This window comes from Methylibium rhizosphaerae, from assembly GCF_006386545.1.
Classification (GTDB): Bacteria; Pseudomonadota; Gammaproteobacteria; order Burkholderiales; family Burkholderiaceae_C; genus Pseudorivibacter; species Pseudorivibacter rhizosphaerae.
Map to the genome: position 1 here is coordinate 93,295 of NZ_SWAR01000005.1, position 24,189 is coordinate 117,483.

Annotated in this window: 20 protein-coding genes; 9 read left to right on the plus strand and 11 right to left on the minus strand. The window is 69.9% G+C overall.

Annotated elements, in window-relative coordinates:
- Window positions 1-51 precede the first annotated feature (51 nt).
- Window positions 52-798 (minus strand): helix-turn-helix domain-containing protein, encoded by a 747-nt coding sequence (locus E8D38_RS05910; RefSeq protein WP_140626820.1) that lies wholly within the window; start codon window positions 796-798, stop codon window positions 52-54.
- 123 nt (window positions 799-921) lie between these two features.
- Here E8D38_RS05910 and E8D38_RS05915 point away from each other — a divergent pair, with 123 nt between their 5' ends.
- From E8D38_RS05915 to argG, 6 genes are read left to right on the plus strand one after another with little or no spacing between them, the layout of a single operon-like run.
- Window positions 922-1,380 (plus strand): YiaA/YiaB family inner membrane protein, encoded by a 459-nt coding sequence (locus E8D38_RS05915; RefSeq protein ID WP_140626822.1) that lies wholly within the window; start codon window positions 922-924, stop codon window positions 1,378-1,380.
- A 25-nt stretch (window positions 1,381-1,405) separates the two neighbouring features.
- Complete coding sequence (locus E8D38_RS05920; protein WP_140626824.1) at window positions 1,406-1,840, plus strand: hypothetical protein; 435 nt, start codon at window positions 1,406-1,408, stop codon at window positions 1,838-1,840.
- On the plus strand, window positions 1,837-2,625 hold the full coding sequence (locus tag E8D38_RS05925; protein WP_140626826.1) for a DUF2145 domain-containing protein: 789 nt from the start codon (window positions 1,837-1,839) through the stop codon (window positions 2,623-2,625). Before E8D38_RS05920 ends, E8D38_RS05925 begins: the two co-directional genes overlap by 4 nt.
- On the plus strand, window positions 2,622-3,920 hold the full coding sequence (locus E8D38_RS05930; RefSeq protein WP_181178947.1) for an amidohydrolase family protein: 1,299 nt from the start codon (window positions 2,622-2,624) through the stop codon (window positions 3,918-3,920). The genes E8D38_RS05925 and E8D38_RS05930 overlap by 4 nt, the downstream gene beginning before the upstream one ends.
- Window positions 3,921-3,948: 28 nt before the next feature.
- Window positions 3,949-5,880: an MFS transporter gene (locus E8D38_RS05935; protein ID WP_140626828.1), complete on the plus strand. Its 1,932-nt coding sequence runs from the start codon at window positions 3,949-3,951 to the stop codon at window positions 5,878-5,880.
- Between the two features lie 37 nt (window positions 5,881-5,917).
- Complete coding sequence (gene argG / locus E8D38_RS05940; RefSeq protein ID WP_140626831.1) at window positions 5,918-7,261, plus strand: argininosuccinate synthase; 1,344 nt, start codon at window positions 5,918-5,920, stop codon at window positions 7,259-7,261.
- Window positions 7,262-7,267: 6 nt separating this feature from the next.
- On the opposite strand, the gene E8D38_RS05945 is transcribed toward argG, so the two are convergent.
- The 3 genes from E8D38_RS05945 to E8D38_RS05955 form a co-directional block, all read right to left on the minus strand.
- The gene (locus tag E8D38_RS05945; protein ID WP_140626833.1) at window positions 7,268-9,553 is read right to left on the minus strand and encodes a putative bifunctional diguanylate cyclase/phosphodiesterase; all 2,286 of its coding nucleotides are present in this window, start codon (window positions 9,551-9,553) and stop codon (window positions 7,268-7,270) included.
- A 173-nt stretch (window positions 9,554-9,726) separates the two neighbouring features.
- Window positions 9,727-10,854 (minus strand): tRNA guanosine(34) transglycosylase Tgt, encoded by a 1,128-nt coding sequence (tgt, locus tag E8D38_RS05950; protein ID WP_140626834.1) that lies wholly within the window; start codon window positions 10,852-10,854, stop codon window positions 9,727-9,729.
- Window positions 10,848-12,944 carry a hybrid sensor histidine kinase/response regulator gene (locus E8D38_RS05955; protein ID WP_425462755.1) on the minus strand — a complete coding sequence of 699 codons (2,097 nt, stop codon included), beginning with the start codon at window positions 12,942-12,944 and terminating at the stop codon, window positions 10,848-10,850. Before E8D38_RS05955 ends, tgt begins: the two co-directional genes overlap by 7 nt.
- A gap of 428 nt (window positions 12,945-13,372) precedes the next feature.
- Between E8D38_RS05955 and E8D38_RS05960 the strand changes: the two genes are divergently transcribed.
- Both E8D38_RS05960 and E8D38_RS05965 read left to right on the plus strand, forming a co-directional pair.
- Window positions 13,373-13,597, plus strand: coding sequence for an AbrB/MazE/SpoVT family DNA-binding domain-containing protein (locus E8D38_RS05960; RefSeq protein ID WP_140626839.1), 225 nt, complete (start codon window positions 13,373-13,375; stop codon window positions 13,595-13,597).
- Window positions 13,594-13,995, plus strand: coding sequence for a type II toxin-antitoxin system death-on-curing family toxin (locus tag E8D38_RS05965; protein ID WP_140626841.1), 402 nt, complete (start codon window positions 13,594-13,596; stop codon window positions 13,993-13,995). The genes E8D38_RS05960 and E8D38_RS05965 overlap by 4 nt, the downstream gene beginning before the upstream one ends.
- Before the next feature lie 6 nt (window positions 13,996-14,001).
- Here the strand turns inward: E8D38_RS05965 and E8D38_RS05970 are convergent, their stop codons facing one another.
- Window positions 14,002-15,096 carry a hypothetical protein gene (locus E8D38_RS05970; RefSeq protein WP_140626843.1) on the minus strand — a complete coding sequence of 365 codons (1,095 nt, stop codon included), beginning with the start codon at window positions 15,094-15,096 and terminating at the stop codon, window positions 14,002-14,004.
- A complete protein-coding gene (locus E8D38_RS05975) occupies window positions 15,093-17,522 on the minus strand; it encodes a hypothetical protein (protein WP_140626846.1) in 2,430 nt (809 codons plus the stop codon). Before E8D38_RS05975 ends, E8D38_RS05970 begins: the two co-directional genes overlap by 4 nt.
- Before the next feature lie 258 nt (window positions 17,523-17,780).
- Between E8D38_RS05975 and E8D38_RS05980 the strand changes: the two genes are divergently transcribed.
- The gene (locus tag E8D38_RS05980) at window positions 17,781-18,437 is read left to right on the plus strand and encodes a response regulator transcription factor (RefSeq protein ID WP_140626848.1); all 657 of its coding nucleotides are present in this window, start codon (window positions 17,781-17,783) and stop codon (window positions 18,435-18,437) included.
- A gap of 15 nt (window positions 18,438-18,452) precedes the next feature.
- Here the strand turns inward: E8D38_RS05980 and E8D38_RS05985 are convergent, their stop codons facing one another.
- From E8D38_RS05985 to E8D38_RS06010, 5 genes are all read right to left on the minus strand, one after another.
- Complete coding sequence (locus E8D38_RS05985) at window positions 18,453-20,663, minus strand: hybrid sensor histidine kinase/response regulator (protein WP_181178948.1); 2,211 nt, start codon at window positions 20,661-20,663, stop codon at window positions 18,453-18,455.
- A 92-nt stretch (window positions 20,664-20,755) separates the two neighbouring features.
- A complete protein-coding gene (locus E8D38_RS05995; protein ID WP_140626852.1) occupies window positions 20,756-21,634 on the minus strand; it encodes a hypothetical protein in 879 nt (292 codons plus the stop codon).
- A 105-nt stretch (window positions 21,635-21,739) separates the two neighbouring features.
- Window positions 21,740-22,795 (minus strand): tRNA preQ1(34) S-adenosylmethionine ribosyltransferase-isomerase QueA, encoded by a 1,056-nt coding sequence (gene queA, locus E8D38_RS06000; protein ID WP_140626854.1) that lies wholly within the window; start codon window positions 22,793-22,795, stop codon window positions 21,740-21,742.
- A 97-nt stretch (window positions 22,796-22,892) separates the two neighbouring features.
- Complete coding sequence (locus E8D38_RS06005; RefSeq protein WP_140626857.1) at window positions 22,893-23,480, minus strand: hypothetical protein; 588 nt, start codon at window positions 23,478-23,480, stop codon at window positions 22,893-22,895.
- Window positions 23,481-23,497: 17 nt separating this feature from the next.
- The gene (locus E8D38_RS06010; protein WP_246099368.1) at window positions 23,498-24,121 is read right to left on the minus strand and encodes a YgdI/YgdR family lipoprotein; all 624 of its coding nucleotides are present in this window, start codon (window positions 24,119-24,121) and stop codon (window positions 23,498-23,500) included.
- Between the last annotated feature and the right edge of the window lie 68 nt (window positions 24,122-24,189).

Below are 24,189 nucleotides of genomic sequence, written 5' to 3' on the forward strand. Positions count from 1 at the left end.
GACCGTCCCCAAGCCCGCCGTCTGCCCGACGGCGGGCTTTTTCATTGGTGCTCAGGCCGCCGCCGGCTCCCGCTTCAGGTCCCTGAACGCCGCGAACAGCCAGGACCGCATGCCCACCACCAGCGTGTAGGGCGTGCGTTGCGACGCCGGCAGCCGCTGGTCGGCCAGGTGCTGCTGCGCGAAGTCCTGCCCGATGCGCTGCAGACGCTCGACGAAGCCCGCGGCCAGGCTCTTGCCGATGGAGCCGTGCACCAGCAGCAGCAGCTCGCCCTCGCCGTCGAAGCCGCCGGCGTAGTAGTCCTGCACGACCTCGGCACGGAAGTACTGCATCACCGGGCCGTTGGGGCGCCAGCGGAAGCCCTTGGCCACATTGAGGCGGTAGCGGTTCATCGGGCGCAGCTCGATGAACCCGAGCTTGTCCAGCTGCACCAGGTACTTCACGCATTCGGCTTCGGTGAAGTCGTAGGTGGCGATCATCTGCTCGAAGGTCCACTGGCTCACGCAGCAGATCGCCAGCAGCAGCAGCCGGCGATCGGCCACCACCGCCTTCTCCTGCTCGAGCGTCAGCTCGCGACTCTGCGGCTTGTTCGCCGCCACCTGCCGTGCCAGCTCGGCGAAGTCGGTCTTCAGCACACGGCAGATCTCGTCCACCCGGGTGAGCGGCATGTCGCCCTTGGCGAACATGCGCTTGATGCTCGACTCGGCCATGCCCAGCTCGCGCGCCAGGTCGGCATAGGTGAGGCCCGCAGCCTTGAGTTCGGCCTTCAGGGTGGTGATGAGGTCGAGGGTGGTGCTCATCGGCAAATCGTATCGTTTGGCGATACCTTCCGTCCAGCTCAGATGGACAACGTCGCGCCTCGTTGACCCCGACCCGGCGGGTGAAGAACATGCGCCCCCATGTTCAACCACCCGCGAGGGTTTATGCAAAGCGCCTCTCCCATCGTCGTCGTGCGCCGTGACACCAAGGCCTGGAAGGCCCAGGTGTGGATCTCGTTCGGCGTGGCCGTGTCCCTGTGCGGCATCGGCCTCGCCTGGCTGCCGGGTGAAGACCTCGACCGCGCATTCATGGTGATGGGCTACGTGTTCTGTCTGTCGGCCGCCTTCGCCCTGGCCAAGTTCGTGCGCGACAACGAGACACGCCCCGCCGACACGCCGCTGTGGAAGCTGGTGGTGTGGGGCGGCTTTGCATTCGCCATGGCGCTCACCGGCTGGGGCCTGTGGCGCATGGCCATCAATCCGACCTACAAGGCCTTCCTGCTGGTGAGCTGGCTGTTCCTGATCTCCAGCGCCTTCACGCTCGCCAAGACCCTGCGCGACGCCTACGAGGCCGACCTCGCCGAGGCCCGCGCGCAGCGCCACGCTGCCCGCGACACGCAGTAACCCCTGCCCCTGGAGCTCACCCACCATGAACCAGCACCCGCTGTTCTCCTTCTCCCTGCCTGCGCTCGTCCTGTCCGTTTCTCTCGCCCTGGCGGCCACGCCCGCGGCACGCGCGCAGTCCACCCTCTCCGACGCCAGCGCGCTGTCGATGCTGCCGGTGGCCGTGTCCGTCACGGCGCCGGTGATGATCCTGTCGGCAGGCGCCACCCTCACCGTCGTGGCGGTCGAGGCATCGGCCACCGGCACCGTGTGGGTGCTCGAGCGGGCGTCCGACGGCGCGCGGGCCAGCGTGCGCTGGGCCGGGCAGGCGGCAGGCGCCGCCTCGGTGGTGGTGGGCACCGGCGTGCTCGTCACCGCAGTGAGCGCGGGCTGGGTGCTGTCGGCCGCGGGCCAGGCGCTGGCCTTCATTCCCAACGAACTCGGCGCCTCGTTGCTCTACAACGAGCGGATCACACGATGAGCGCGGCCTCGTCCCTGCGGGCCGCCGCCTGCGCCGCAGCGCTGCTGGCCGCGACCGCCGCCCAGGCGGGCCGGCCCTGCGAGACGCAACCGCTGGACGTGCGCAGCGTCGAGAGCGCCATGGAGCTGGCCGCCGCCACCGCCAGGCGGCTCGACGGCACCGGCGCGCAGGTGGTGGTGATCGCCCGCGCCGGGCAGGACCTCGGCCGCTACGGCTTGCGCTACTCGCACCTGGGCTTCGCCTACCGGGAGCCGGGTGCCGGCTGGCGCGTGGTGCACAAGCTCAACCACTGCGGCACCGCCGAGGCGGCCGTCTACCGGCAGGGGCTGGGCGAGTTCTTCCTGGACCGGCTGCACCGCTACGAAGCGGGGGTCGTCGTGCTGGCGCCCGAGGTGCAGCAGCAGTTGCTGCCGCTGCTGCGCGACAACCAGCGCGTGGCCTCCTGGCATTCGCCCCGCTACAACATGGTGGCCTACCCCTGGGCACAGCGCTACCAGCAGTCCAACCAGTGGGCCATCGAGACGCTGGCCGGCGCGGTGGAGCCGCGGGCCGCCAGCCGCGCCCAGGCGCAGGCCTGGCTGCAGTTGCGCGACTATCAGCCCACCACCTTGCGGCTGGGCGCCCTCACCCGCCTGGGCGCACGGGTCACCGCGGCCAACGTGGCCTTCGACGACCATCCGAACAGCAAGCGCTTTGCCGATCGCATCGAGACAGTCACGGTCGACTCGGTGTTTGCCTGGCTGCAGCGCAGCGGCCTGGGCGGTGCAGAGTTCGTGGTGCGATGAAGACCCGCCTCGACCGCCGCCACGCGCTGTGCTGCACCGCCGCCCTGGGCGCCGGCCTGTTCACCTCGCTGCAGGCCGAAGCCGCCGCCCTGCGCAACCCTTGCCGCGAGCCGCTGCCGGCATCGCTGCGCACCCACCCGCTGGTGGCCCAGGCCTTCGACGGCATCGACCCTGCCGCACTGTGGGACGTGCACACCCACCTGCTCGGCAACGGCGACGCCGGCTCGGGCTGCACCATTCACCCGTCGATGTACCAGTGGTGGCATCCGGTGGAGGTGCTGCGCCGCCGCGTCATCCTCAATGCCGCCTGCGTGCCCCAGGGCGTCGCCTCGGTCGACCGTGCCTATGTCGAGCGCCTGCAGCGGCTGGCGAGCGACTTCCCGGCGGGCGCCCGCTGGCTGCTGTTCGCCTTCGACACCGCCTGCGACGACCGCGGCCGCGAACACGCCGACTGGACCACCCTCCACGTGCCGAACCGCTACGCGCAGGAAGTGGCCGCCGCCTTGCCGCAGCGTTTCGGCTGGGTCGCCTCGGTGCACCCTTACCGCCCGGATGCCATTGAACGGCTCGACGCAGCCTTGCAGCAGGGCGCTCTGGCGGTGAAATGGCTGCCCAGCGCGATGAACATCGACCTCGCCGACGCGCGCTGCCGGCCCTTCTACGACCGGCTGCGCCGAGCCGGCATGCCGCTCATCGTGCATTGCGGTGAAGAGCTCGCAGTGCGCGGCGCCGACCGCGCGGCCTACGGCAACCCGCTGCACCTGCGCGTGCCGCTGGCCGCCGGCGTGCGGGTGATCGCAGCCCATGCCGCGTCGCTCGGCCATGCCATCGACCTGGACACGCCCTCCAGGCCGCGCCGCAACGCCTTCGACCTGTGGGCCCGGCTGATGGACGAGCCGGCCTGGCGCGGCCTGCTGTTCGCCGACATCTCGGCGCTCTTCCAGACCAACCGCAGCCCGCAGGCCTGGCACACGCTGCTGCAACGCCAGGACTGGCATGCACGCCTGCTGCACGGCTCCGACCACCCGCTGCCGGGCGTGATGCCGCTGTACAGCCCGGCCCGGCTGGCCGCCGCAGGCCTGCTGCCGCGCGATGCGGTCGAGCCGCTGGCGGCGCTGCGCGAACACAACCCGCTGATGTTCGACTTCGTGCAGAAACGCCTGCTGCGCAGCGGCAGCGCCCGGCTGCTCCCCGAGGTGTTCGACACCCGGCGCCTCTGGCGCGCACCGCCGGCGCAGGGATACAGTGCCCCACCCGTGCCCGCACCCGCGCCGCACGGGCGGACAAGCGCCTGAAAGGGCCACGACGACAGGAGGAGAGACCTTGAGCCACGACCCGCATCCCAACCAGTTCGCGCTGCTCGGCCAGCGCCGCTTTGCGCCCTTCTTCTGGACGCAGTTCCTCGGCGCGGCCAACGACAACCTGTTCAAGTTCGCGTTCACCGTGCTGGTGACCTACCAGCTGCGGGTGCAGTGGCTGGAGCCGGCCATGGCGGGCCTGGTCATCGGCGCGCTGTTCATCCTGCCCTTCCTGCTGTTCTCGGCCACCAGCGGGCAGCTGGCCGACAAGTACGACAAGGCGGTGCTGATCCGCTTCGTCAAGTGGCTCGAGATCGCGATCATGGTGGTGGCTGCCTGGGGCTTCTACACCACCAGCGTCGCAGCGCTGCTGGGCTGCGTGTTCCTGCTCGGCCTGCATTCCACCCTGTTCGGCCCGGTCAAGTTCGCCTACCTGCCTCAGCACCTCAACGAGCGCGAGCTCACCGGCGGCAACGGCATGGTCGAGATGGGCACCTTCGTGGCCATCCTGCTCGGCAACGTGGTGGGCGGGCTGCTGATCGCCGTGCCGCAGGCCGGCGCGCAGTACGTGGCCCTCACCTGCCTGGCGCTGGCCGTGCTGGGCCGCGCCACCTCGCAGTTCGTGCCGGCCTCGCCGGCCACCGATGCGCAGCTGCGCATCAACTGGAACCCGGTCACCGAAACCTGGCGCAACCTGCGGCTGGCGCATGGCAACACGGTGGTGTTCCGCTCGCTGCTGGGCATCTCGTGGATGTGGTTCTTCGGCGCCGTGTTCCTGTCGCAGTTCCCGTCGTTCGCCAAGGAGGTGCTGCACGGCAACGAGCAGGTCGCCTCGCTGCTGCTGGTGGTGTTCTCGGTGGGCATCGGCATCGGCTCGCTGCTGTGCGAGACGCTGTCGCGCCGGCATGTCGAGATCGGCCTGGTGCCGCTGGGCGCCATCGGCATGAGCGTGTTCGCCATCGACCTGTACTTCGCCTCGCGCGGCCTGCCTGCGGCGGCCACCATGGGCGTGCGCGAGTTCGTCTCGCAGGCCGGGCACTGGCGGGTGATGGCCGACCTGGCCCTGCTGTCGCTCTTTGCCGGGCTGTACAGCGTGCCGATGTATGCGCTCATCCAGCTGCGCGCCCAGCCCAGCCACCGGGCGCGCATCATCGCGGCCAACAACATCCTGAACGCGCTGTTCATGATCGCGAGCTCGGTGATCGCCGGCCTGCTGCTGAAGGCGGGCTTCTCGATCCCGCAGGTGTTCCTGGCGGTGGGCATCGCCAACGCGGTGGTCGCCTTCTACATCTTCATGCTGGTGCCCGAGTACCTGCTGCGCTTCGTGGCCTTCATCGCCTCGCGCTGCGTCTATCGCTTCAAGGTGCGCGGCGACGAGCACATCCCGGTGGAGGGCCCGGCCATCCTGGTGTGCAACCACGTGAGCTTCGTCGACGCGGTGCTGCTCATGGCAGCGAGCCCGCGGCCGATCCGCTTCATCATGGACCACAAGATCTTCCGCATCCCGGTGCTGGGCGCCATGTTCAGGCTGGCCAAGGCGATCCCGATCGCACCGCAGAAGGACGACCCGCAGACCTACGAACGCGCCTTCGCCGAGGCCCGGCGCGTCCTCGACGAGGGCGAGCTGCTGTGCATCTTTCCGGAAGGCGCGATCACCCGCGACGGCCGGCTGCAGCCCTTCAGGGGCGGCATCATGAAGATCCTGGAAACCCACCCGGTGCCGGTGGTGCCGATCGCGCTGCAGAACCTGTGGGGCTCGTTCTTCTCGCGCGTCGAAGAGGGCCAGGCGATGGTGCGGCCGTTCCGCCGCGGCTTCTTCAGCCGCGTGGGGCTGGCCGCCGGCGCGCCGGTGGCGGCGCCGGAGGTCACCCTCGAAACCCTGCAGCAGCGGGTGGCCGAGCTGCTGGCGGACGGCGGCGCACCGCCGGCGCAAAGCCCGCAGGGCGCCGGCGCCTAAAATCCGCGCTTTCCCCAAGCCTCCAGCGAGCATTGCCGTGGCCGCCACCATCCTGCAGAAACTCCCCGCCGGCGAACGTGTCGGCATCGCCTTTTCGGGCGGCCTGGACACCAGTGCCGCCGTCCACTGGATGCGCGCCAAGGGCGCGGTCCCCTGCGCCTACACCGCCAACCTGGGCCAGCCGGACGAAAGCGACTACGAAGACATCCCGCGCAAGGCCAAGGCCTACGGCGCCGACATCGCCCGCCTGATCGACTGCCGCGCGCAGCTGGTGGCCGAAGGCATTGCCGCCATCCAGTGCGGCGCCTTCCACATCCGCAGCGGCGGCAACACCTACTTCAACACCACGCCGCTGGGCCGTGCCGTCACCGGCACCGCGCTGGTGGTGGCCATGAAGGAGGACGGCGTCAACATCTGGGGCGACGGCTCCACCTTCAAGGGCAACGACATCGAGCGCTTCTACCGCTACGGCCTGCTGGCCAACCCGGCGCTGAAGATCTACAAGCCCTGGCTCGACCAGACCTTCATCGACGAGCTGGGCGGCCGCAAGGAGATGAGCGAATACCTCATCGCCAACGGCTTCGACTACAAGATGAGCGTCGAGAAGGCCTACTCCACCGACTCCAACATGCTGGGCGCCACTCACGAGGCGAAGGACCTGGAGTTCCTGAACAAGGGCATGCACATCGTCAACCCGATCATGGGGGTGGCCTTCTGGAAGGAAGACGTCGCCATCAAGCCCGAGACGGTGTCGGTGCGCTTCGAGGACGGCGTGCCGGTGGCCCTGAACGGCCGCAGCTTCGCCAACGCGGTTGAGCTGTTCGCCGAGGCCAACGCCATCGGCGGCCGCCATGGCCTGGGCATGAGCGACCAGATCGAGAACCGCATCATCGAGGCCAAGAGCCGCGGCATCTACGAGGCCCCGGGCATGGCGCTGCTGCACATCGCCTACGAGCGCCTGGTCACCGGCATCCACAACGAAGACACCATCGAGCAGTACCGCATGAACGGCATGAAGCTCGGCCGCCTGCTCTACCAGGGCCGCTGGTTCGACCCGCAGTGCCTGATGCTGCGCGAGACCGCACAGCGCTGGGTGGCGCGCGCCATCACCGGCGAGGTGACCCTGGAGCTGCGCCGCGGCAACGACTATTCGATCCTCGACACCGCGAGCCCCAACCTCACCTACGCGCCCGAGCGCCTGTCGATGGAAAAGGTGGAGGACGCGCCGTTCACGCCGGCCGACCGCATCGGCCAGCTCACGATGCGCAACCTCGACATCGCCGACACCCGCGAGAAGCTGGGCGTCTACACCCGCACCGGCCTGCTGGGCGGCCAGTCGGACGGCAGCATCCCGCTGCTGACTTCGGGCCAGGGGGAATAGGCGCCGTCACGGCCACACGCCCGGCCGCGCCAGCAGCAGCGCGTTCCACTGCTCCGCCGGCGCCGGGCGGTGGAACAGGAAGCCCTGGAAGCCGTTGACCCCCAGCGCATGCAGGAAGCGCAGCTGCGCCGCATGCTCCACCCCTTCGGCCACCACCCCCAGCTGGAGCCCGTTGGCCAGCGTGACGATGGAGCGCACGATCCGCTCGCGGCGCGCATTGCCCGGCAGACCCACGAGGAAACTGCGGTCGATCTTGAGCACGTCGATCGGCAGGTCCGCCAGCTTGGCGAGTGACGAATAGCCGGTGCCGAAATCGTCGATCGCGATCTTGATGCCGCGTTCGCGCAGCTGGCCCAGCTGCTGCGCCGCACGCTCGGGGCGTTCGGCGAGATAGGTTTCGGTGACCTCCAGCTGCAGCGCGCGCGGCTCGATGCCGTGCCGCTCGAGGGCGCCGAACACCGCAGCCTGCAGGTCGTCGCGGTCGAGGTCGCGCGCCGACAGGTTCACCGCCACTTGCGGCTCGGCCATGCCGGCGGCCCGCCAGCGCGCGATCTGCCGGCACACCTCGTCGAGCACGAGGTCGGTGATGCGGGTGACCCAGCCCATCTGCTCGGCCACCTGCACGAACTCGGCAGGCGCGAGGTGACCCAGCTGCGGGCTGTGCCAGCGCACCAGCGCCTCGAAGCCCAGCAACACGCCATCGGCGTTCAGCTTGGGCTGGTATTCCACCCTCAGCTCGCGGGCGTCGATGGCCCGGGCCAGCCCCGCCTCCAGCGTGATGCGCCGGCTGACCGCCTGGGCGTCGCTCAGCTCGGCGCCGGGGCGGCCCTGGCGCGCCAGCTCCATGGCGACTTCGCTGCGGTGCATCGCCTCGGCTGCCTCGTCGGCATCGGCCGGGTAGAAGGCTGCACCGAAGGCGAGCTCGGGCGCCACCATGCCCGCCTCGCCCAGCTGCCACTGCACCGGCGTGGCGGAGCGCAGCCGAGCGATGGCCACCGACGCGTCGGCCGGCTTCATGGGCGGCAGCGCGATGCACAGCACCGAGCCGCGCGTGCGGGCCACGAGCCCCTGCCCGCCGGCCGCCTGGCGCAGGGTATCGGCCACGCTCTTGATGAAGCGGTTGCCCTGGGTGAGGCCGAAGCGCGCGTTGATCTGCCTCAGCCCGCCCAGGCGACACGACACCACCGGCAGCACCTCGCCCTCCTCCAGGTCGGCGCGGCGGCGCTCGAGCCATTGCCACAGCCGCTGCGGCTTGGGCAGGCCGGTCACCTCGTCGTGCGATGCCAGGTACTCGGCTTGCGCCTGGCTGCGGATCAGCTCGTGCTGCAGGCTGCGCAGGTCGGTCACGTCGTGGAAGGTGAGCGCGATGTGCTGCTCGCCGCAATCGCGCCGGCTGCGCACCACCAGCAGCCGCTGCTGCTGCGGCGAGGACCCGGCCTTCCAGTGAGTGCCGGGTGCGAAGGCATCGAGCGGGCCGCCCGCCGCGTCGGCCTGCGTGGCATGCAGCAGCCCTGCCAGCGGAACGCCCTGCAGCTCGCCACTGGCCCCCACCAGCTGCGCGAACTGCCGGTTGGCGCGCTGGATGCGGCCATCGGCGGCGCACACCGCGGTGGGCACGCCGTGATGCTGGAACAGGTCTTCATACAGCTGCTGGGCCCGCTGCAGCCGCTGCTGCGAGCTGCGCAAGGCGCCCAGCACGCGAAATGCCGCCAGCGGCAGGCACACGTTGAAGAACACGAACAGCAGCGCCTGCACGTAGATGGGCGCCGCCGCCAGCGAGTTCTCGATGCCGAACAGCGTGGGCGGCAGCAGCCCGGCGGCCGCCATCCAGAACGGCACCACGTTGAGCAGCATCAGCGCGGTGGCGAGCCGGTAGCCGTGCAGCAGGCCGGCCAGCAGCGGCGCGGTGTAGCAGAACAGGTAGCCCAGCCGCGCCACTTCGGGCACGCGCACGAAGGCGGCGATGGTGAAGCCGCCGGCGTAGATGGTGGCGATGAGCGCGATGGTGCTGCCGCGATGCCGGTGCGAAGCCGACACGCGCATGGCGCCGATCAGCGCCACGAAGAACAGCGCGACGATGACCACGATGTGGTACATGCCGCGCTGCATCGCCTGCCAGCTGCTGTGCAGCCCGATGGCGAGCTCCAGCAGCAGGCCGCTGAACAGCACGATGCGCAGCGCGCTCAGCTGCACCCGTTCGTGGTGATCGTCGCCGCCCTGCGTGGGCAGGTGGAGAAAGTGTTGCAGCGGCTCCCAGATGCGTGCGCCCGCTGCATGCAGGCTCGCCAGCATTGTTGTTATTGGCTGTGGCTGAAACCGCGAGTGTGCCTGCCGGCCGCAGCCCGGGGCTGCGCTGTCTCGTGAATTCGTTCACGCCGAGCCGGACGGCGCCGGGGGAGCGGCGTGAAATGTGTCGTGTTGCGTCAGAGAAGGCGTCACACCTTCTCAGGCCTTCTCAGGCCTTCTCAGACGCCACGGCCCCGGTCGGCCGCGAACTGGCGGGCGAAGGCCGCAAAGCGGCCGGCATCGAGCGCCTCGCGCACCTCGCGCATCAGGTTCAGGTAGTAGTGCAGGTTGTGGATGCTGGTGAGCATGGGGCCCAGCATCTCGCCGCAGCGGTCGAGGTGGTGCAGGTAGGCGCGGCTGAAGTTGGCGCAGGTGTGGCAGCCGCAGCTTTCGTCGATGGGCCGCTCGTCGGTCTTGTAGCGCGCGTTGCGCAGCCGCAGGTCGCCATAGCGGGTGAACAGGTGGCCGTTGCGCGCGTTGCGGGTGGGCATCACGCAGTCGAACATGTCGATGCCCTGCGCCACGCCTTCGACCAGGTCTTCGGGCGTGCCCACGCCCATGAGGTAGTGCGGCTTGTGCGCCGGAAGCCTCGGGCCGATGTGCGCGAGCACGCGGCGCATGTCTTCCTTCGGTTCTCCCACGCTCAGGCCGCCCACTGCCAGGCCGGGCAGGTCGAGCTGCTCGAGCCCGGCCAGCGATTCGTCGCGCAGGTGTTCGAACATGCCGCCCTGCACGATGCCGAACAGCGCGTTCGGATTCTGCAGCCGCGCGAACTCGTCCTGGCAGCGCTTCGCCCAGCGCAGGCTGAGCTCCATCGACGAGCGCGCCTCGCGCTCGGTGGTGATGCGGCCCTTGGTCTCGTAGGGCGTGCACTCGTCGAACTGCATGACGACGTCGGAATTGAGCACACGCTGGATCTGCATGCTGACCTCGGGCGTGAGAAACAGCTTGTCGCCGTTGACCGGCGAGGCGAAGCGCACGCCTTCCTCGCTGATCTTGCGCATCTCGCCCAGGCTCCACACCTGGAAGCCGCCGCTGTCGGTCAGGATGGGCTTGCTCCAGCCCTCGAAGCGGTGCAGCCCGCCGAACTGCTGCATCACGTCCAGGCCCGGACGCAGCCAAAGGTGGAAGGTGTTGCCGAGGATGATCTGCGCGCCCATCGCCTCGAGCGAGCTGGGCATCACGCCCTTGACGGTGCCGTAGGTGCCCACCGGCATGAAGATCGGCGTCTCGACGACGCCGTGGTTGAGGGTGAGGCGGCCGCGGCGGGCCTGGCCTTCGGTCTTGAGCAGTTCGAACTTCAGCATGGTGGCGCGATTGTCTCAGCCGCGTCTTCGACGGCGAGCAGCGCCTCCAGCAAGGCATCGCGCAGCGCTTCCGGCCGGAAGGGCTTGTGCAACACCCGCAATCCGGCATCGTGAAGGCGTGCGAGGTCGTGCGGCGCGATGTCGCCGGTCACCAGCAGTGCCGGCAGCGCGCCGAAGCGGCGGCGCGCTGCCGCGATGGCCTGCAACCCGTCGCCATGCGGCAGCCGGTAGTCCGACACCATCAGGTCCGGCGCGGACTGCTGCGGATCGGCCAGCCAGGCTTCGAGCGACGGCACGTCGACATGCGCGGCGACCACCTGCGCTCCCCAGGCCTGGAGGCGCTCGATCATGGCGGCACGCACACTCGCGTCGTCCTCCATCAGCAGCACGCGGCGGCCCTGCAGCGGCACCGGCTCGCCCGGCGTGTCGACGGCCGCGGCGTCGGAGAACACCGCCTGCGGCGCCTCGGCCGGCGGCAGCTCGACCCAGAACCTCGAGCCGCGGCCGAGCGCCGACTCGAGCCCGATGCGGTGGCCCAGCATCGCCGCCGAGCGCTGCACGATCGCGAGGCCCAGGCCCATGCCCTTGGTGCCGTCGCGCGCCGGGTTGTCGACCTGCACGAACTCCTGAAAGATCGCCTGCTGGTGCTCGGGCGCAATGCCGATGCCGCTGTCGCGCACTTCGATCACCACGCGACCACCCCGGCGCCGCGCGGCCACCAGCACGCCGCCGCGCTCGGTGTAGCGCACCGCGTTGGCCACCAGGTTGCGCAGGATGCGCTCGAGCATCACCGCATCGCTCCACACCACCGCATCGGTGGCCCGGAAACGCAGGCGCAGGCCCTTGAGCGAAGCAGCGGCATGCTCGTGGGCATCGATGGCATCGAACACCGCCGCCAGGCGCACCGGCCCCGGGTCGGGCTTCACCGCGCCGGCCTCCAGGCGAGAAAGATCCAGCAGGCCGGTGAGCAGCCCCTCCATCGAGCCGACGGCCTCGTCGACCCGGTTCATCAGCTGGCGCGTCTGCGGCGAATCGCTGCGGTCCTTGGCCAGGCCGACGAGCAGGCCGATGGTGACCAGCGGCTGGCGCAGGTCGTGGCTGGCCGACGCCAGGAAGCGCGTCTTCGCGGCGTTCGCCAGCTCGAGCTCGCGGGTGCGCGCGGCCACGCGGGCCTCCAGCTCGGTGTTGAGCGCTTCCACTTCCGACAGCGCATGCACCATGCGCCGCACCAGGGCGAGCGAGATGATGCCCAGCGTCACCGGCATCACATAGGGCATCCAGAAGGTCTCGGTCATCGGCAGCCAGTAGGCCGTCTGGAACATGTAGTCGTGCACGCCCGCACCCACCATCGCCCCCATGCCGAGCGCAGGGCCGACCGCCCCCCAGGGCCGCTTGGCCCGCGCACCGGCCAGGCACAGCCACAAGCCCGGCAGGCAGGTGCCGATGAGCACCGGGTAGGCATAGCCGCGCAGCTCCTGCAGGCGGTCCAGCCCGGTCGCCACCAGGCCGAGCGCCGGCACCACGATGGCCAGCCCCAGCAGCCAGCGCCGGTAGCGCGGCCAGCGCTGCCCCGCGAAGGCCTGTGCGAACACGCCGAACAGCGCCACGATCCACACGTTGATCGCGAAGAAGAACCAGTCGGCCCACAACGCCGTGCCGGTGACCGAGGTGTCGAGGAAGTAGCTGTAGTTGCGCACCGAGCCCACCAGCGCGATGACGCCGAAGCTGCCCAGCGCCACCTCGCTCGGGCGGCGGCGCCAGATCAGCACCAGCAGCAGCGCCAGCCCGCCGCAGGCCATGTTGAGCGCCTGCGGCAGCTCCACCGACACGAGCAGGTGGCGCAGGTAGCGGGCGCGCAGGGTCACCATCGGGCCCACGTCCACGCTCGACAGGCCGGCGCGCTGGGCGTGGACCACCTCGATGACCACCGTGTTGTGGCCGGCCTGCAGCAGGGCGGGCGACAGCTCGAGCAGGGCCGGGCGCGGGAAGCCGGGGTTGCCGAAGGCGTCGTCCATCGCCTGGTTGGCCAGGGGGCGTCCATTGATCCAGAGGCGATGCCGGGTGCTCAGCCGCGTGAACATCAGCGCCATCGACTCGGCTGGCACGCTGGTGAGGTCGAAGCCGACCGTGTAGCGACCGACCGCACGGCCTTCGCGCACGCCGCGCAGGGCCCAGGTGTCGGGCAGCTGCACCCGCTCAGGCTCGCCCGCAGGCAGCAGCTCGAACTGGGCCTCGGTCAGCGTCTGGCCCGGCGGCGGAGGCGGCTCGTCGGCACGGGCACCGGGGGCCCACAGGGCTGACAACAGGGCGATGAACAGCGGGAGGAGGCGGCACAGCCGCAAGACAGCGGTAACTCGAGGCATGGGCCGCAGCCTAGCGGCAAATCGGCCTGGTTACGTCCATAGGAAAGTATCCAGAGCCTTTCGGGCGTGCATTTGCAACGTTCGGATGTTGGGGCTTGTGAGGCGCCGCCGGCGCGGGTAGTATAACTTTCGTTATAACCAACGGAGTCGCCACCATGCACGCACTCAAGCTCACCCAGATCGGCAATTCGGTCGGGGTCATCCTGCCCAAGGAGTTGCTGGCGAAGCTGAAGCTAGAGAAAGGGGACACCCTCTATGTGACCGACAGCCCCGATGGCGTGCGGCTGACGCCGCACGACCCTGCCTTCGAGTCTCAGATGGAAGCGGCGCGCGAGATCATGAAGCGTCGCCGTGCGGTGCTTCGCGAGCTGGCCAAGTGAGCGCGGCCAACGACCGTTGGGTGTGGCTGGAGACGTCGGTCATCCTCGGCGTGCACGATGAGCAGCTCGCCGAGCATGGCGGCGCTGCCGGAGTGCGCGACGCGGGGCTGATGGAGTCGGCATTGGCTCGCCCGCAAAACCTGGCCTTGTACGGCTCGCCCGACCACGCTGATCTGGCGGCGGCCTATGGCTTCGGCTTGGCACGCAACCACCCGTTCGCCGATGGCAACAAGCGAACGGCGTTCGTCGCCGTCGAACTGTTCCTGATGCTCAACGGCTGGTTGCTGCAGGCCAGTGACACGGATTGCGTACTGACCATGCTCGCGCTCGCAGCCGGCGAGTTGGCCGAAGCCGACTTCGCCGCCTGGCTGCGCGCCAACACCTCGGCGCGCGCCTGAGCTCTTTCAGAACACCCAGCCGCCTCCCAGCGCCAGCTCCCGCGAACGCTGCTGCGAACCCAGCCGGTCGGCGCCGGCCCGCAGCCACCAGCCCTGCCAGCCCAGCGACACGGTGGCACGGCGCTCATGCACATGCCACTGCAGCCCGGCGTCCACGGCACCGAGGCGCTGGCGCCACGCAATGGCGGGCAGCACGCCGAAGTCATGCACCCAGTCGCCGCCCAGCTCCAGGGTGCCGGTGGTGCCGGCACGCCAGGCGGTGCGGGCCGACCACACGCCCCGCAACCGGTGGGTATAGCCCTCCTGGCTGTTGCGGCCCATGACGAGCGGCCGGTAGATCACGAAACCGTCGGCGTCGTAGCTCTGCGTCTGCGTGGACAGCGTGGCGTACTGCTGCGGCAGCTGGCGCCAGCGCAGCCAGCCGAGGTCGCGCACGCCCAGGCTCGCGCTCCAGGCCTCGCCGCGCCAGCCCACTTCACCGCCCAGCAGCGCCCCGGCGCCCGTGTCGCCCTTGACCCCCTGGAACGGGAAGCGCAGGCGGTCATCGGCATGGGCGGACTGCAGGTCGAACGCGTAGGTGGCACTGGCCGCCTCGAAGCTCACCGGCCCCTCCAGGCGGCGCTGGCGCCAGTGGCGCAGCTGCAGCACCTGGGCGGACAGGCTGGCCTGCCACTGCGCCGCCGGCTCGAACCGGTAGCCGACTTCCAGCCCGCCGCCCTGGAAGGACTCGTAGCGCAGCCGGGTCTGCCATTGCCGGTCGGTCACCGGGGTCGCGTCGCTGTTGATCTGCTTCACCAGCTCCAGGGTGTCGCGGGTGGTCACCAGCACGGCGCTGCCGCGCGCCAGCACGCTCCAGCGCCAGGCGCCGGTGTCGAGGCTCATGCGGACTTCGTCGTCCACGTAGGCTATGTTGCGGCCGCTGCGGGGGTCGAGGCGCCGCAGCGCCTCGTCCTCGTCATCGATCGCCGCCAGCGGCACGGCCTCGCCGTGATGCACCGAACGGGCCGAGACGCTCCAGGCCGGCGAAGCCGCCGCGGCCGTCGCCAGGGTGGCGACGGCCGCAGCCGCTGCGGCTGCGGCTGCACTCCTCCTGCCGGTCACAGGCCGAAGTCGAGCGACATGAACTGGCCGTCGCTGAAGGTCAGCATCTTGGTGTTCTCGTCGATCGTGCCCACCAGCGAGGTGCCTTGCATCAGGTTGCCGCTGGTGGCGCCGTCCACCCAGTTCAGCGACAGGTTCGACGCCGCCTCGTTGAGCGCGAAGCTCATCACGCCGTTGCCGCCGCGGGTGCCGGTCACGGTGATCACGTTGCGCGCGGTGCCGGAGACGATGCTGCGGTACTGCAGGTTCACCGCCGACGGCTCGTCCTCGTGGCTGCGCAGCGACGAGCTGGCCGAAAGCTCCAGCACCGGGCGTCCGGGCGCGGTGACCTGGCCGACGAAGGTGAACGCCACCGTGTGGAAGTTGCTCGTCGAGTCGGGCTGGGTGTTGTCGTAGCCGTCGAAGCCGGTGACGGTGGCATCGATGCGCCCGTTCAGGAACTCCTGCGTCTGGCCGGCATTGATGTTGCGCAGCGAACCGGCCAGCGTCACCTTGGTGGGCGACAGGCTGGTGCCGCTGGCATCCCACACCGAGTCGGTGGCCGAGAAGGTGCCCTCGAACTCGGCCGACGGCGTGGTCCAGGTGAGGGTCAGCGTACCGCCCGAGAACGTGCCGCCGAACGGCGACACCGCAGTGGGCGAGCCGGGCTCGACTTCGTTGCCGGACGCGTCGCGCCAGACCGGCGTCTCGCTGGTGCTGCCATTGCTCACCTTCAGCGTGCTGGCGGTGCTGCCGTCGCCGTTGATGGCGGCGACCTGCCCCGAGAAGGTCGTGGTCGACATGTTGTTGGCCGCGATGGTGCGCGTGCCGGTGAGCGACCAGGTGTGGTGGCCGTTCACGTCGACCAGCTGGTTGGTGCCTTCCACGAATGCGGCCGGCAGTTCACCGGCGATCGAGAAGCCGGTGATGCGCCCGAAGGTCCCGGTCAGGGTGGGCGTCACGGTGCCGGCGTAGAAGTTCGCCTGCAGGCTGTTGTTGGCCACCAGCGTGCAGGGTGAGCCGGTGGTGCAGCTGCGCACGCGCTCGCGGGCCCGCGTGGTGTAGCCGAAGCTGCCGTTCGCGTTGGGCGTGATGGTGAAGCCGTGGCGCCATTCGGTGATGGTGGTCGTGTCCCCCGACACCGTGCGGCTCACGTAGTAGCGCGCGCCGCAGCCGATGAAGTTGGCGTTGGCCGGCGCCGTGGCGAGCACCGAGACGTTGGCGTCCTGGTACAGCGAGCAGGCGACCGCGGCGAAGTTCGAGAAGTCGCTCATGCCGTCGTTGGCGGTGAGGTCCTCGGCGCGCACGCGGTCGGGCACCGTCTCGCGGCCGGCCTTGTAGTCGTTGTACAGGTCCACCGCCATCAGCAGCGTGCCTGCGTCCTTGAGGAGCATCTCCGCGGGCGCCTGCACATCGGTCATGGCTTCACGAAACTTCCATGCCTCGGCATTCGCCGCGCCGGTGGCAATGGAGGTGGCACCGCCGCGGCTGAACAAAGCGGTCCAGTCGGACTTGATCTGGGTGAACAGGGTCTTCGCCGCCTCGATGGCGCTTGCCTGCGTGGGGGTCACCGCGTTGCAGGCCGCGCCCTGGCAGGCCAGGTTGGCCCTGATCCCGTCGAGCGCCGCGGGCGGCACCGAGCCGACGAGGGCAGGATCGTTGACAACCGTGGCGACGGCGGTGCCCAGGGCGGCCGACACGTCGGTGCCGCCGGTCTCGAGCTTGATCGACGGCAGAGAGGCCGCATCGGCCAGCGTGTTCACCACGCACTGCGTCTTTTCGCCGGCGCTGCCGGTGTTGCAGCCCAGCGCGCCACTGGCCGCCAGCTGGGACACCGCCGTCAGCATCACCGCCAGCTTCTGCTGGTTGGGCGTGGCGTTGGCGTCGCCGGCGGTGGTGGGCACCACGTTGCTCGGATTGAAGCTGAGCAGTTGGGTCACCGTGGTGACGGCCTGGGTGGCATTGGCCGTGGTCACCCCGCCGGGGGCTTCGGCCGCCGCGGCCACCGCCATTTCGCTGAACGGCGTCACGCTGGCGCTGGTGGTCACCGTGTCGCTGGTGGCCGCCGGCAGCAGCGAGCGCATGGCAAAGCCGACCGGCAGCGGCTGGGCCTGGCCGCTCACCTCGTCGAGATGGGTGGTGTTGGCATTGGCGGTGACCTTCACCACATAGGGCTGCCCCTTGGTCGCGGTGAAGCTGAGGGTGTAGAGGCCCTGGGCGTTGGTGGTGGTCGTGGCCAGCGCAGCGGTGGCAATGCTGCCGTCGCTGTTGATCGCGTGCGCGGTCACGGTGGCATTGGCCATCAGGCCCTTGGCCGCGGTGCCGGTGAGCGAGACGCTCGCGTTGGGGTTGGGGGGCGGGGTCGGGGCATCACCGCCGCCACCGCCGCCGCATGCGGCCAACAGGCCAGCGCTCAGCATGGCGGCCCAGAGTACACGTTGCTGCATGGTTCACTCCTGATTCTTGATCTGCGATGGAACACGACCCGCCGACTGCGCGTGCTGGGACTCGTGCATCGATTGTTCGGAGCCGACCGGCGCGCTGCCATCGACCGAACGGATGAAAAGGCGGTCGGCTCACGTGGCGTAGTTCACGCACGCGGCTTCGGTGTTGTGCGCAACGCGTCTTTCGACGCCGTGACCGCGCGAAGCCATGTGCTGTAATCCACGCGGTTTTTTCGCTGTTGCGCGGTGTCCCGTCTGCCCATGAAAGTCCTGCTGATCGACGACCATGCGCTGTTTCGCGACGCGCTTGCGCTGCTGATCACGCAAAAGCTGCCGGGCCTCTCGCTGCTGCAGGCCGGCTCGATGGCGGAGGCCCTGCAGGCGCTGCAGGCCGACCCCGACGTCACCCTGGCGCTGCTCGACCTGGGCCTCCCGGACAGCCAGGGACTCGACTCGCTCGCCCGCATGCACGATGCCGCGCCGCTGGTGACGGTGGTGGTGCTGTCGGCCGACGAGCGACGCGAGACCATCATCGCGGCCATCGAGGCAGGCGCGGCCGGCTTCATTCCCAAGACGGCGCAAGGTTCGGTGCTCGACAACGCGTTGCGCGTGGTGCTCGACGGCGGCGTGTACGTGCCACGCGAGGCCCTCGACGCACCCGGCGGTCAGCGGTTCGCCGGCCTGCTGCCGGCCGCCACGACGCCGCTCGACCTGTCGCCGCGGCAGCTCGATGTGCTGCGCCTGCTCATCGAAGGCAAGAGCAACAAGCTCATCTGCCGCGAACTCGACCTGTCGGAGTCCACCGTCAAGACGCACCTTGGCGCGATCTTCCGCCGCCTTGACGTGAACAGCCGCACGCAGGCGGTGCTGGCCGCCGCGCGGCTGGGTCTGCGACTGCAGCCGCGCAGCACAGCCTGAAGCACAGGCTGCCTTCTATTGCCCATGACGCCCCGGCCCGGCACGGGCCGCTTCGATGGCAGCCAGCAACTCGGCGGCGCGAAAGGGCTTGTGCAGCACCGGCACGTCACTGGCAGTCAACGCCGCGAGGTCGGCCGGCGCCGTGTCCCCGGTCACGACCAGTGCAGGCAGCGAGACGCAGATGCGGTGCACCTCGGAGATCACGCGCAGGCTGTCGGCGCCCGGCAGACGGTTGTCGGTGACCAGCAGGCCCCACGGCGGCCTCGTGCCGCGGGACGCATGCGCCGCCAGCACCCGCTGCAGCGCAGGCAGGCCGTCGAATGCTTCCACCTGCGCCCCCCAGCGCTGCAGCTGCAGGGTCATCGCCTCGCGAACTGCCGGCTCGTCCTCGACCATCACGATGCCCAGCCCCGCCAGCGGCTGCCGCTCGACCTCGGCGGGCGCCTGCGGCCGCGGCAGCGCATGCGTGAGGGGCAGTTCAAGGGAGAAGCACGAGCCGCGCTGCGGCACCGAACGCAGCCGCAGGGAATGGTCGAGCAGCAGCGCCGCCCGCTTGACCAGCGCCAGCCCGAGCCCCAAACCGCGCACGCCATCCCGGCTCGCGCCGAGTTGCGCGAACTCCTCGAACACGGCTTCATGCTGCGACTGCGGAATGCCCCGGCCCGTGTCCCACACCTGCAGCAGCACGCGGCCGCTGCCGGCCCGTTTTCGCACGCCGACCAACACCCCGCCGTGATCGGTATAGCGCACCGCGTTGTTGACGAGGTTGCGCACCACCTGCTCGAGCAGCACCGGGTCGGAATGCACCGCCAGCTGCGTGGGCCGGAAGCGCAGCCGCAGGCCCTTGAGCCTGGCCGCCTCCCCCTCGTGGGCGGCGATCGCGTCGAACAGCGCCTGCACGGCGACGGCTTGCAGACGAGGCCGCACCGTGCCGGCGTCGAAGCGTGAAAGGTCGAGCAGTCCCTTGAGCAAGGCCTCGAGCGAGGCCACCGCCTCGTTCAGGCGGTCCATCATGCCGCGCAGCTGCTGCGAGGGGACCTGCTCGCGCAGCAGGCCCACCAGCAGGCCGATGGTCACCACCGGCTGTCGCAGGTCGTGGCTGGCCGCGGCGATGAAGCGGGTCTTGGCGGTGTTGGCCTGCTGCAGGTCTCGTGTGCGTTCACGCACGCGCAGCTCCAGCGTCTGGTTGAGCTCCTCCACCTCGGACAGTGCTCCCACCACACGCTGCATCAGCACCGCTGAAAAGCCGGTCAGCGCCACCGGCACTGCGTACGGCAGCCAGTAGCCGTCCATGACGGACGTGTAGCCCTGCTGGTAGAGGTAGTCGTGCACGCCCGATGCCAGCACCGCCAGCAGGCCGGCCAGCAGCGCCAGCAGCGGCCCGACACGCAGTTCGCGCGCGCGACGCGCCACCAGCCACAGCGAAGGCAGCGTGAGCACCAGCAGGAGCGGATAGGCGAGCGCGCGAGCCGGATACAGCTGCCCGGTCGTCGCCGCCGCGGCGCCGGCCGACAGCAGCACGCCGCCCGTCGCCAGCAACGCCGGCCGGAAGCCCCGCAGCCGGTAGCCGGTCAGCGAGGTGGCGAAGAAGCCGAGCAGCACCACGCTGGTCACCTGCGCGGCGAAGTACAGCCAGTCGGTGAGAGCCAGCGGCAGCGAATTGCCGGGCTGGTAGTAGCCGAAGTTGCGCACCGACGTGAGGATGCCCAGCAGGCTGAAGGTGCCCAGCGCGACCTCGGAGCGCCGCCGCCACCACAGCAGGAGGGTGAAGAGGCTGACGCCGCAGCTGGCGACGTTGAGCAGCTGCGGGATGGTCACGCTGCGGTGGTAGCCCCACAGGAAGGCGGACTCCACCTTGCCCGCCGGGCCGACCTGCATTGCCGACAGGCCGGCGCGCTGCCCGCTGTCCACGGTGATCTCGACCAGGTTGTCGCCCGCGCGCAGCAGCGCCGGCGGCAGGCCGACGAGCGTGGGCACCGGGCGTCGCTGCACGATGTTGTCCGGCTGCATGGTGTCCTGCACCAGTTGGCCGTTCACCTGCAGCCGGTGCCGGGTGCTCAGCCGCTGCAGCTGCAGGGCCCACGCGCCCGCGGGCGCCCGGGCGAGCGTGAAGTTCGCCCGGTAGTAGCCCGTGCCCGGCGCAGGCTGGCCACGTGCCGCCCAGGTATCGGGCAGCGACACCGCCCGCCAGGGCCCCAGCGGCGACGTCGCGAACTGCGCCGCCACGATCTCGCGCGGCGCCTCGGCCGGATCACCGGCGAGCGCAGGCAGGATGCCGAGCAGGCATACCGCCGGCAGCCATCGCCAGGGGCTTGGCTTCAGAGCTTCCAGAGCAGTTCCAGGCCGTACGCGAGGCTGCGCAGCTCATGTCGCGGCAGCTCGACCAGGCCCTTGCTCTGGCGAGCACGTTCGGAGAACGTGTACTGCGCCCAGCCGCCCACCTGGACGTTCGGGTACACGCTCCAGCTGTAGCGCCCCGCCAGGCTCAGGTCATAGCCCCGCGTGCCGGTGAAGGTGACGCCCGGCTGAGAGGTGTTCTCGAGCCGCCGCCACACCGGCGTGGCCGCTACCAGGCGCAATCCATAGTGGCTGCGAGCGCCGCGCACCCGCTCCGAATCGAGCGCGAAGCCCACATGCAGCATCGCCTCGCTCGCCGTTTCGACGACCGTGCCATGCGACACGTCGGTGGCGCCATCGGTGCCGGCCACGAAACCCGAGCGTGTGAAGGTGTTGGTGCGGAAGCTGGGTCCCGCCAGCGCGAACAGCTGGCGGTGCAGGCGGTAGTGCAGCAGCAGCTTGGTATGGGTTTCCTGCAGGCTGAACTGGTTGGTCTGCAGCAGCGGATCGGTGATGGGCGTGTTGCCGATCACGGCCGCGCTGGTGGTCCAGCGTTCGGTGGACTTGCCCGGCGCGAAGGTGGACTCGCCGTCGAAGGTCATCAGCACGTCGGGCGACACCGAGTAAAGGGCGCCGGTCACCAGCATCGGGCTGGACACCTCGGCCTTGCTCCTGATCGGCCACATGCTCACGTGCTCCTGGTAGGTGACGGTCTGCCGGCCGAGACCCAGGAAATAGGAGAAGCCGCGGTCGTCGGCCGGCTCCGAGGTGGCGGCGGGCGTCTGGGCATGCCCGGCCGCGCAAGCGAGCAACAGCACGGCCGAGCCGGCCAGCGCGCGCAAGGGGTGGTGCTTGTTCAAGGTGCTTCCGTTGTCGAGTGGGAGAGTTGCGGTCATTGTCGAAATCGACCGCGCCGGCCACATCGTCCGAACGGTGGAGGCCTACTCCACGCGCCGTGCGGAAGTTCACGCACGGCCGTTGCGTTCGCGCTCGAGCAGCATCGCATCGCCGTAGCTGAAGAAGCGATAACGTCGTTCGATTGCATGGCGGTACAGCGCCATCACGTGCTCGTAGCCGGCAAAGGCCGACACCAGCATCATCAGCGTGCTCCGGGGCAGGTGGAAGTTGGTGACCAGCACGTCGACCACGCGGAAGTCGAAGCCCGGTGTGATGAAGATGTCGGTGTCGCGTGCGCCAGCCTGCAGCTCGCCACCGCGCGCGGCCGACTCGAGCGCGCGCAGCGTGGTGGTGCCCACCGCCACCACCTTCCGGTGCGCGGCCTTCGTCGTACGGATTGCCTGCACCGTGGCCTCGGGCACCTCGAACCATTCGCTGTGCATCTTGTGTTCGGCGAGGTTTTCGGTGCGCACCGGCTGGAAGGTGCCGGCCCCCACATGCAGCGTGACCTGCGCCGTACCGATGCCGCGCTCGCGCAAGGCGGCCAGCACGGACTCGTCGAAGTGGAGCGCGGCGGTGGGCGCGGCCACCGCGCCGGGCTTGTCGGCGAACACCGTCTGGTAGCGGCGCGCATCGTCGGCCGTGTCGGCGTGGGTGATGTAGGGCGGCAGCGGCACATGGCCGTGGCGCTCGAGCAGCGCCAGCGGATCGTCCGGGAAGCGCAGGTGGAACAGCCCGCCGTCGGGCCCGCCGCGGCCCAGCACCTCGGCATCGAAGGCTTCGGAGAAACGCACCACGGTGCCCGGCTTCGGCGACTTGCTGGCGCGCAGGTGTGCCAGCACCTCATGGCCGGGCAGCACCCGCTCGACCAGCGCCTCGACATGGCCACCGCTGGCCTTGGCGCCGAACAGTCGCGCCTTGATGACCTTGGTGTCGTTGAACACCAGCAGGTCGCCCGCGCTCAGCAGGCGGGGCAGCTCGCGGAAGACACGGTCCACCGGGTCGGAAGCACGGCCGTCGAGCAGGCGCGAGGCGCTGCGTTCTGCGGCGGGGTGCTGGGCGATGAGTTCGGGCGGAAGAGCGAAGTCGAAGTCGCTCAGGGTGAAGGTGCGGGAAGAGGACATGGCGCGCAGGCTGTACCGGCCTGGTGGGATGGCGAGGGCCGCATTCTCACATCCGCGCCTGCAGCAAGGCCGCCCGCGCGGCCTTGCTTCCATTCGCTCAGCTCGAGACCGCCCGGCGGAAGTCGGGGTCGCCGAGCAGCTGCCCGACCAGCTTGCGGTACAGGCCGGTGTACTCGTTGACCGCTGCGGGGATGGCCACCGCACCGACGAACGAGGACTCCCAGCTGGCCGCAACCTTGAGCTCCTTGTCGTAGACGGTGCGGCCGGCCCGCACGACGACGAAGCGCGCCCCCAGCGTGCCGCTGGCCTGGCTCGTCGGGACCGCCAGTTCGCTCTGCGTGAGCTGGCCCTGGATCACCAGGGTGGACGCGGCATCGAGCAGGCCGGCGGCCTTCAGTTCGGTCGCCAGCGTTTCCTTGAGGTACTTGGCGAACGAACCGTCGATGGGCGATGACAGCGTGTTCGAGCGCACGTCAAGCCCGGCGTCGAAGCCGGCGGGCTTGCCGGGCGCCGGAGCGAATTCGCCCAGGGAGGCCGGCGCCATGCCGGAGGCCTTGGCCATCCGGATGTTGTCGATGCTGGGCGCCGGAGCACCCATCTTGATCTGCGCGCAGCCGGTGAGCGCGGCAGCGCCGGCGATGAGCGCCGCGCAGAGCAGCCGCGAAGGGCGGTCAGCGAAAGACATGTGCTGCACTCCCTTGCCTACTTGAACGCCGCGTCCTGCGACAGGTCGTTGAGCGCCGTGCTGACGATCTGCCGGGTCATCAGGCGCACGCCCGCCTCGATGTTTTCGACCTTGACAGCGTTGTCCGGCGTCTTGCTCGCGCCCACCGTCGTGTGGATCGCATGGCGCGCCGTCTTGGTGAGGGCGTCGGTCTGTCCGTTGCCGAGGTACTTGACCGTGCACACATAGCCGTCGGACACCTGGGAACCCGCGAGACCGAAGGTCAGCCCGGCCGCGACCCCCTTGCTGAAGGCATCGTCGGTGAGCGGCACGTTGTTGAGGGTCACGCTGAGCAGTGCGCCGCCGGCCACCGGCTTGTTGTCGACCTGCGAGAAAAGGCCGCTGCCCTGGACCTGCTCGGTGACCTGGGCCTTGAGGAATTCGGTGGCCTGGGCGTTGGCCACGCCCTTGGTCTGGAACTCGAAGACCAGCTGGACCGGCTTGGCCTGTACCGGCTTTCTGAACTGCGCAGCATTGACCTCCTTGGTCGTGCCGTCGACGTAGTGGGTGGCGCAGCCTGTGAGCGCAGCGGCGCCCACCAGCGCGAACACGCTTGCGGCACGCCGCAGCCCGGCCGACATGGCCGAGAACTCATTCCTCATGGATCCCTCCGGAACTTGACTTGGACTTGGTTTTGAACGCGCGGCAGGTGCGCCGCGCGCGGCGATGC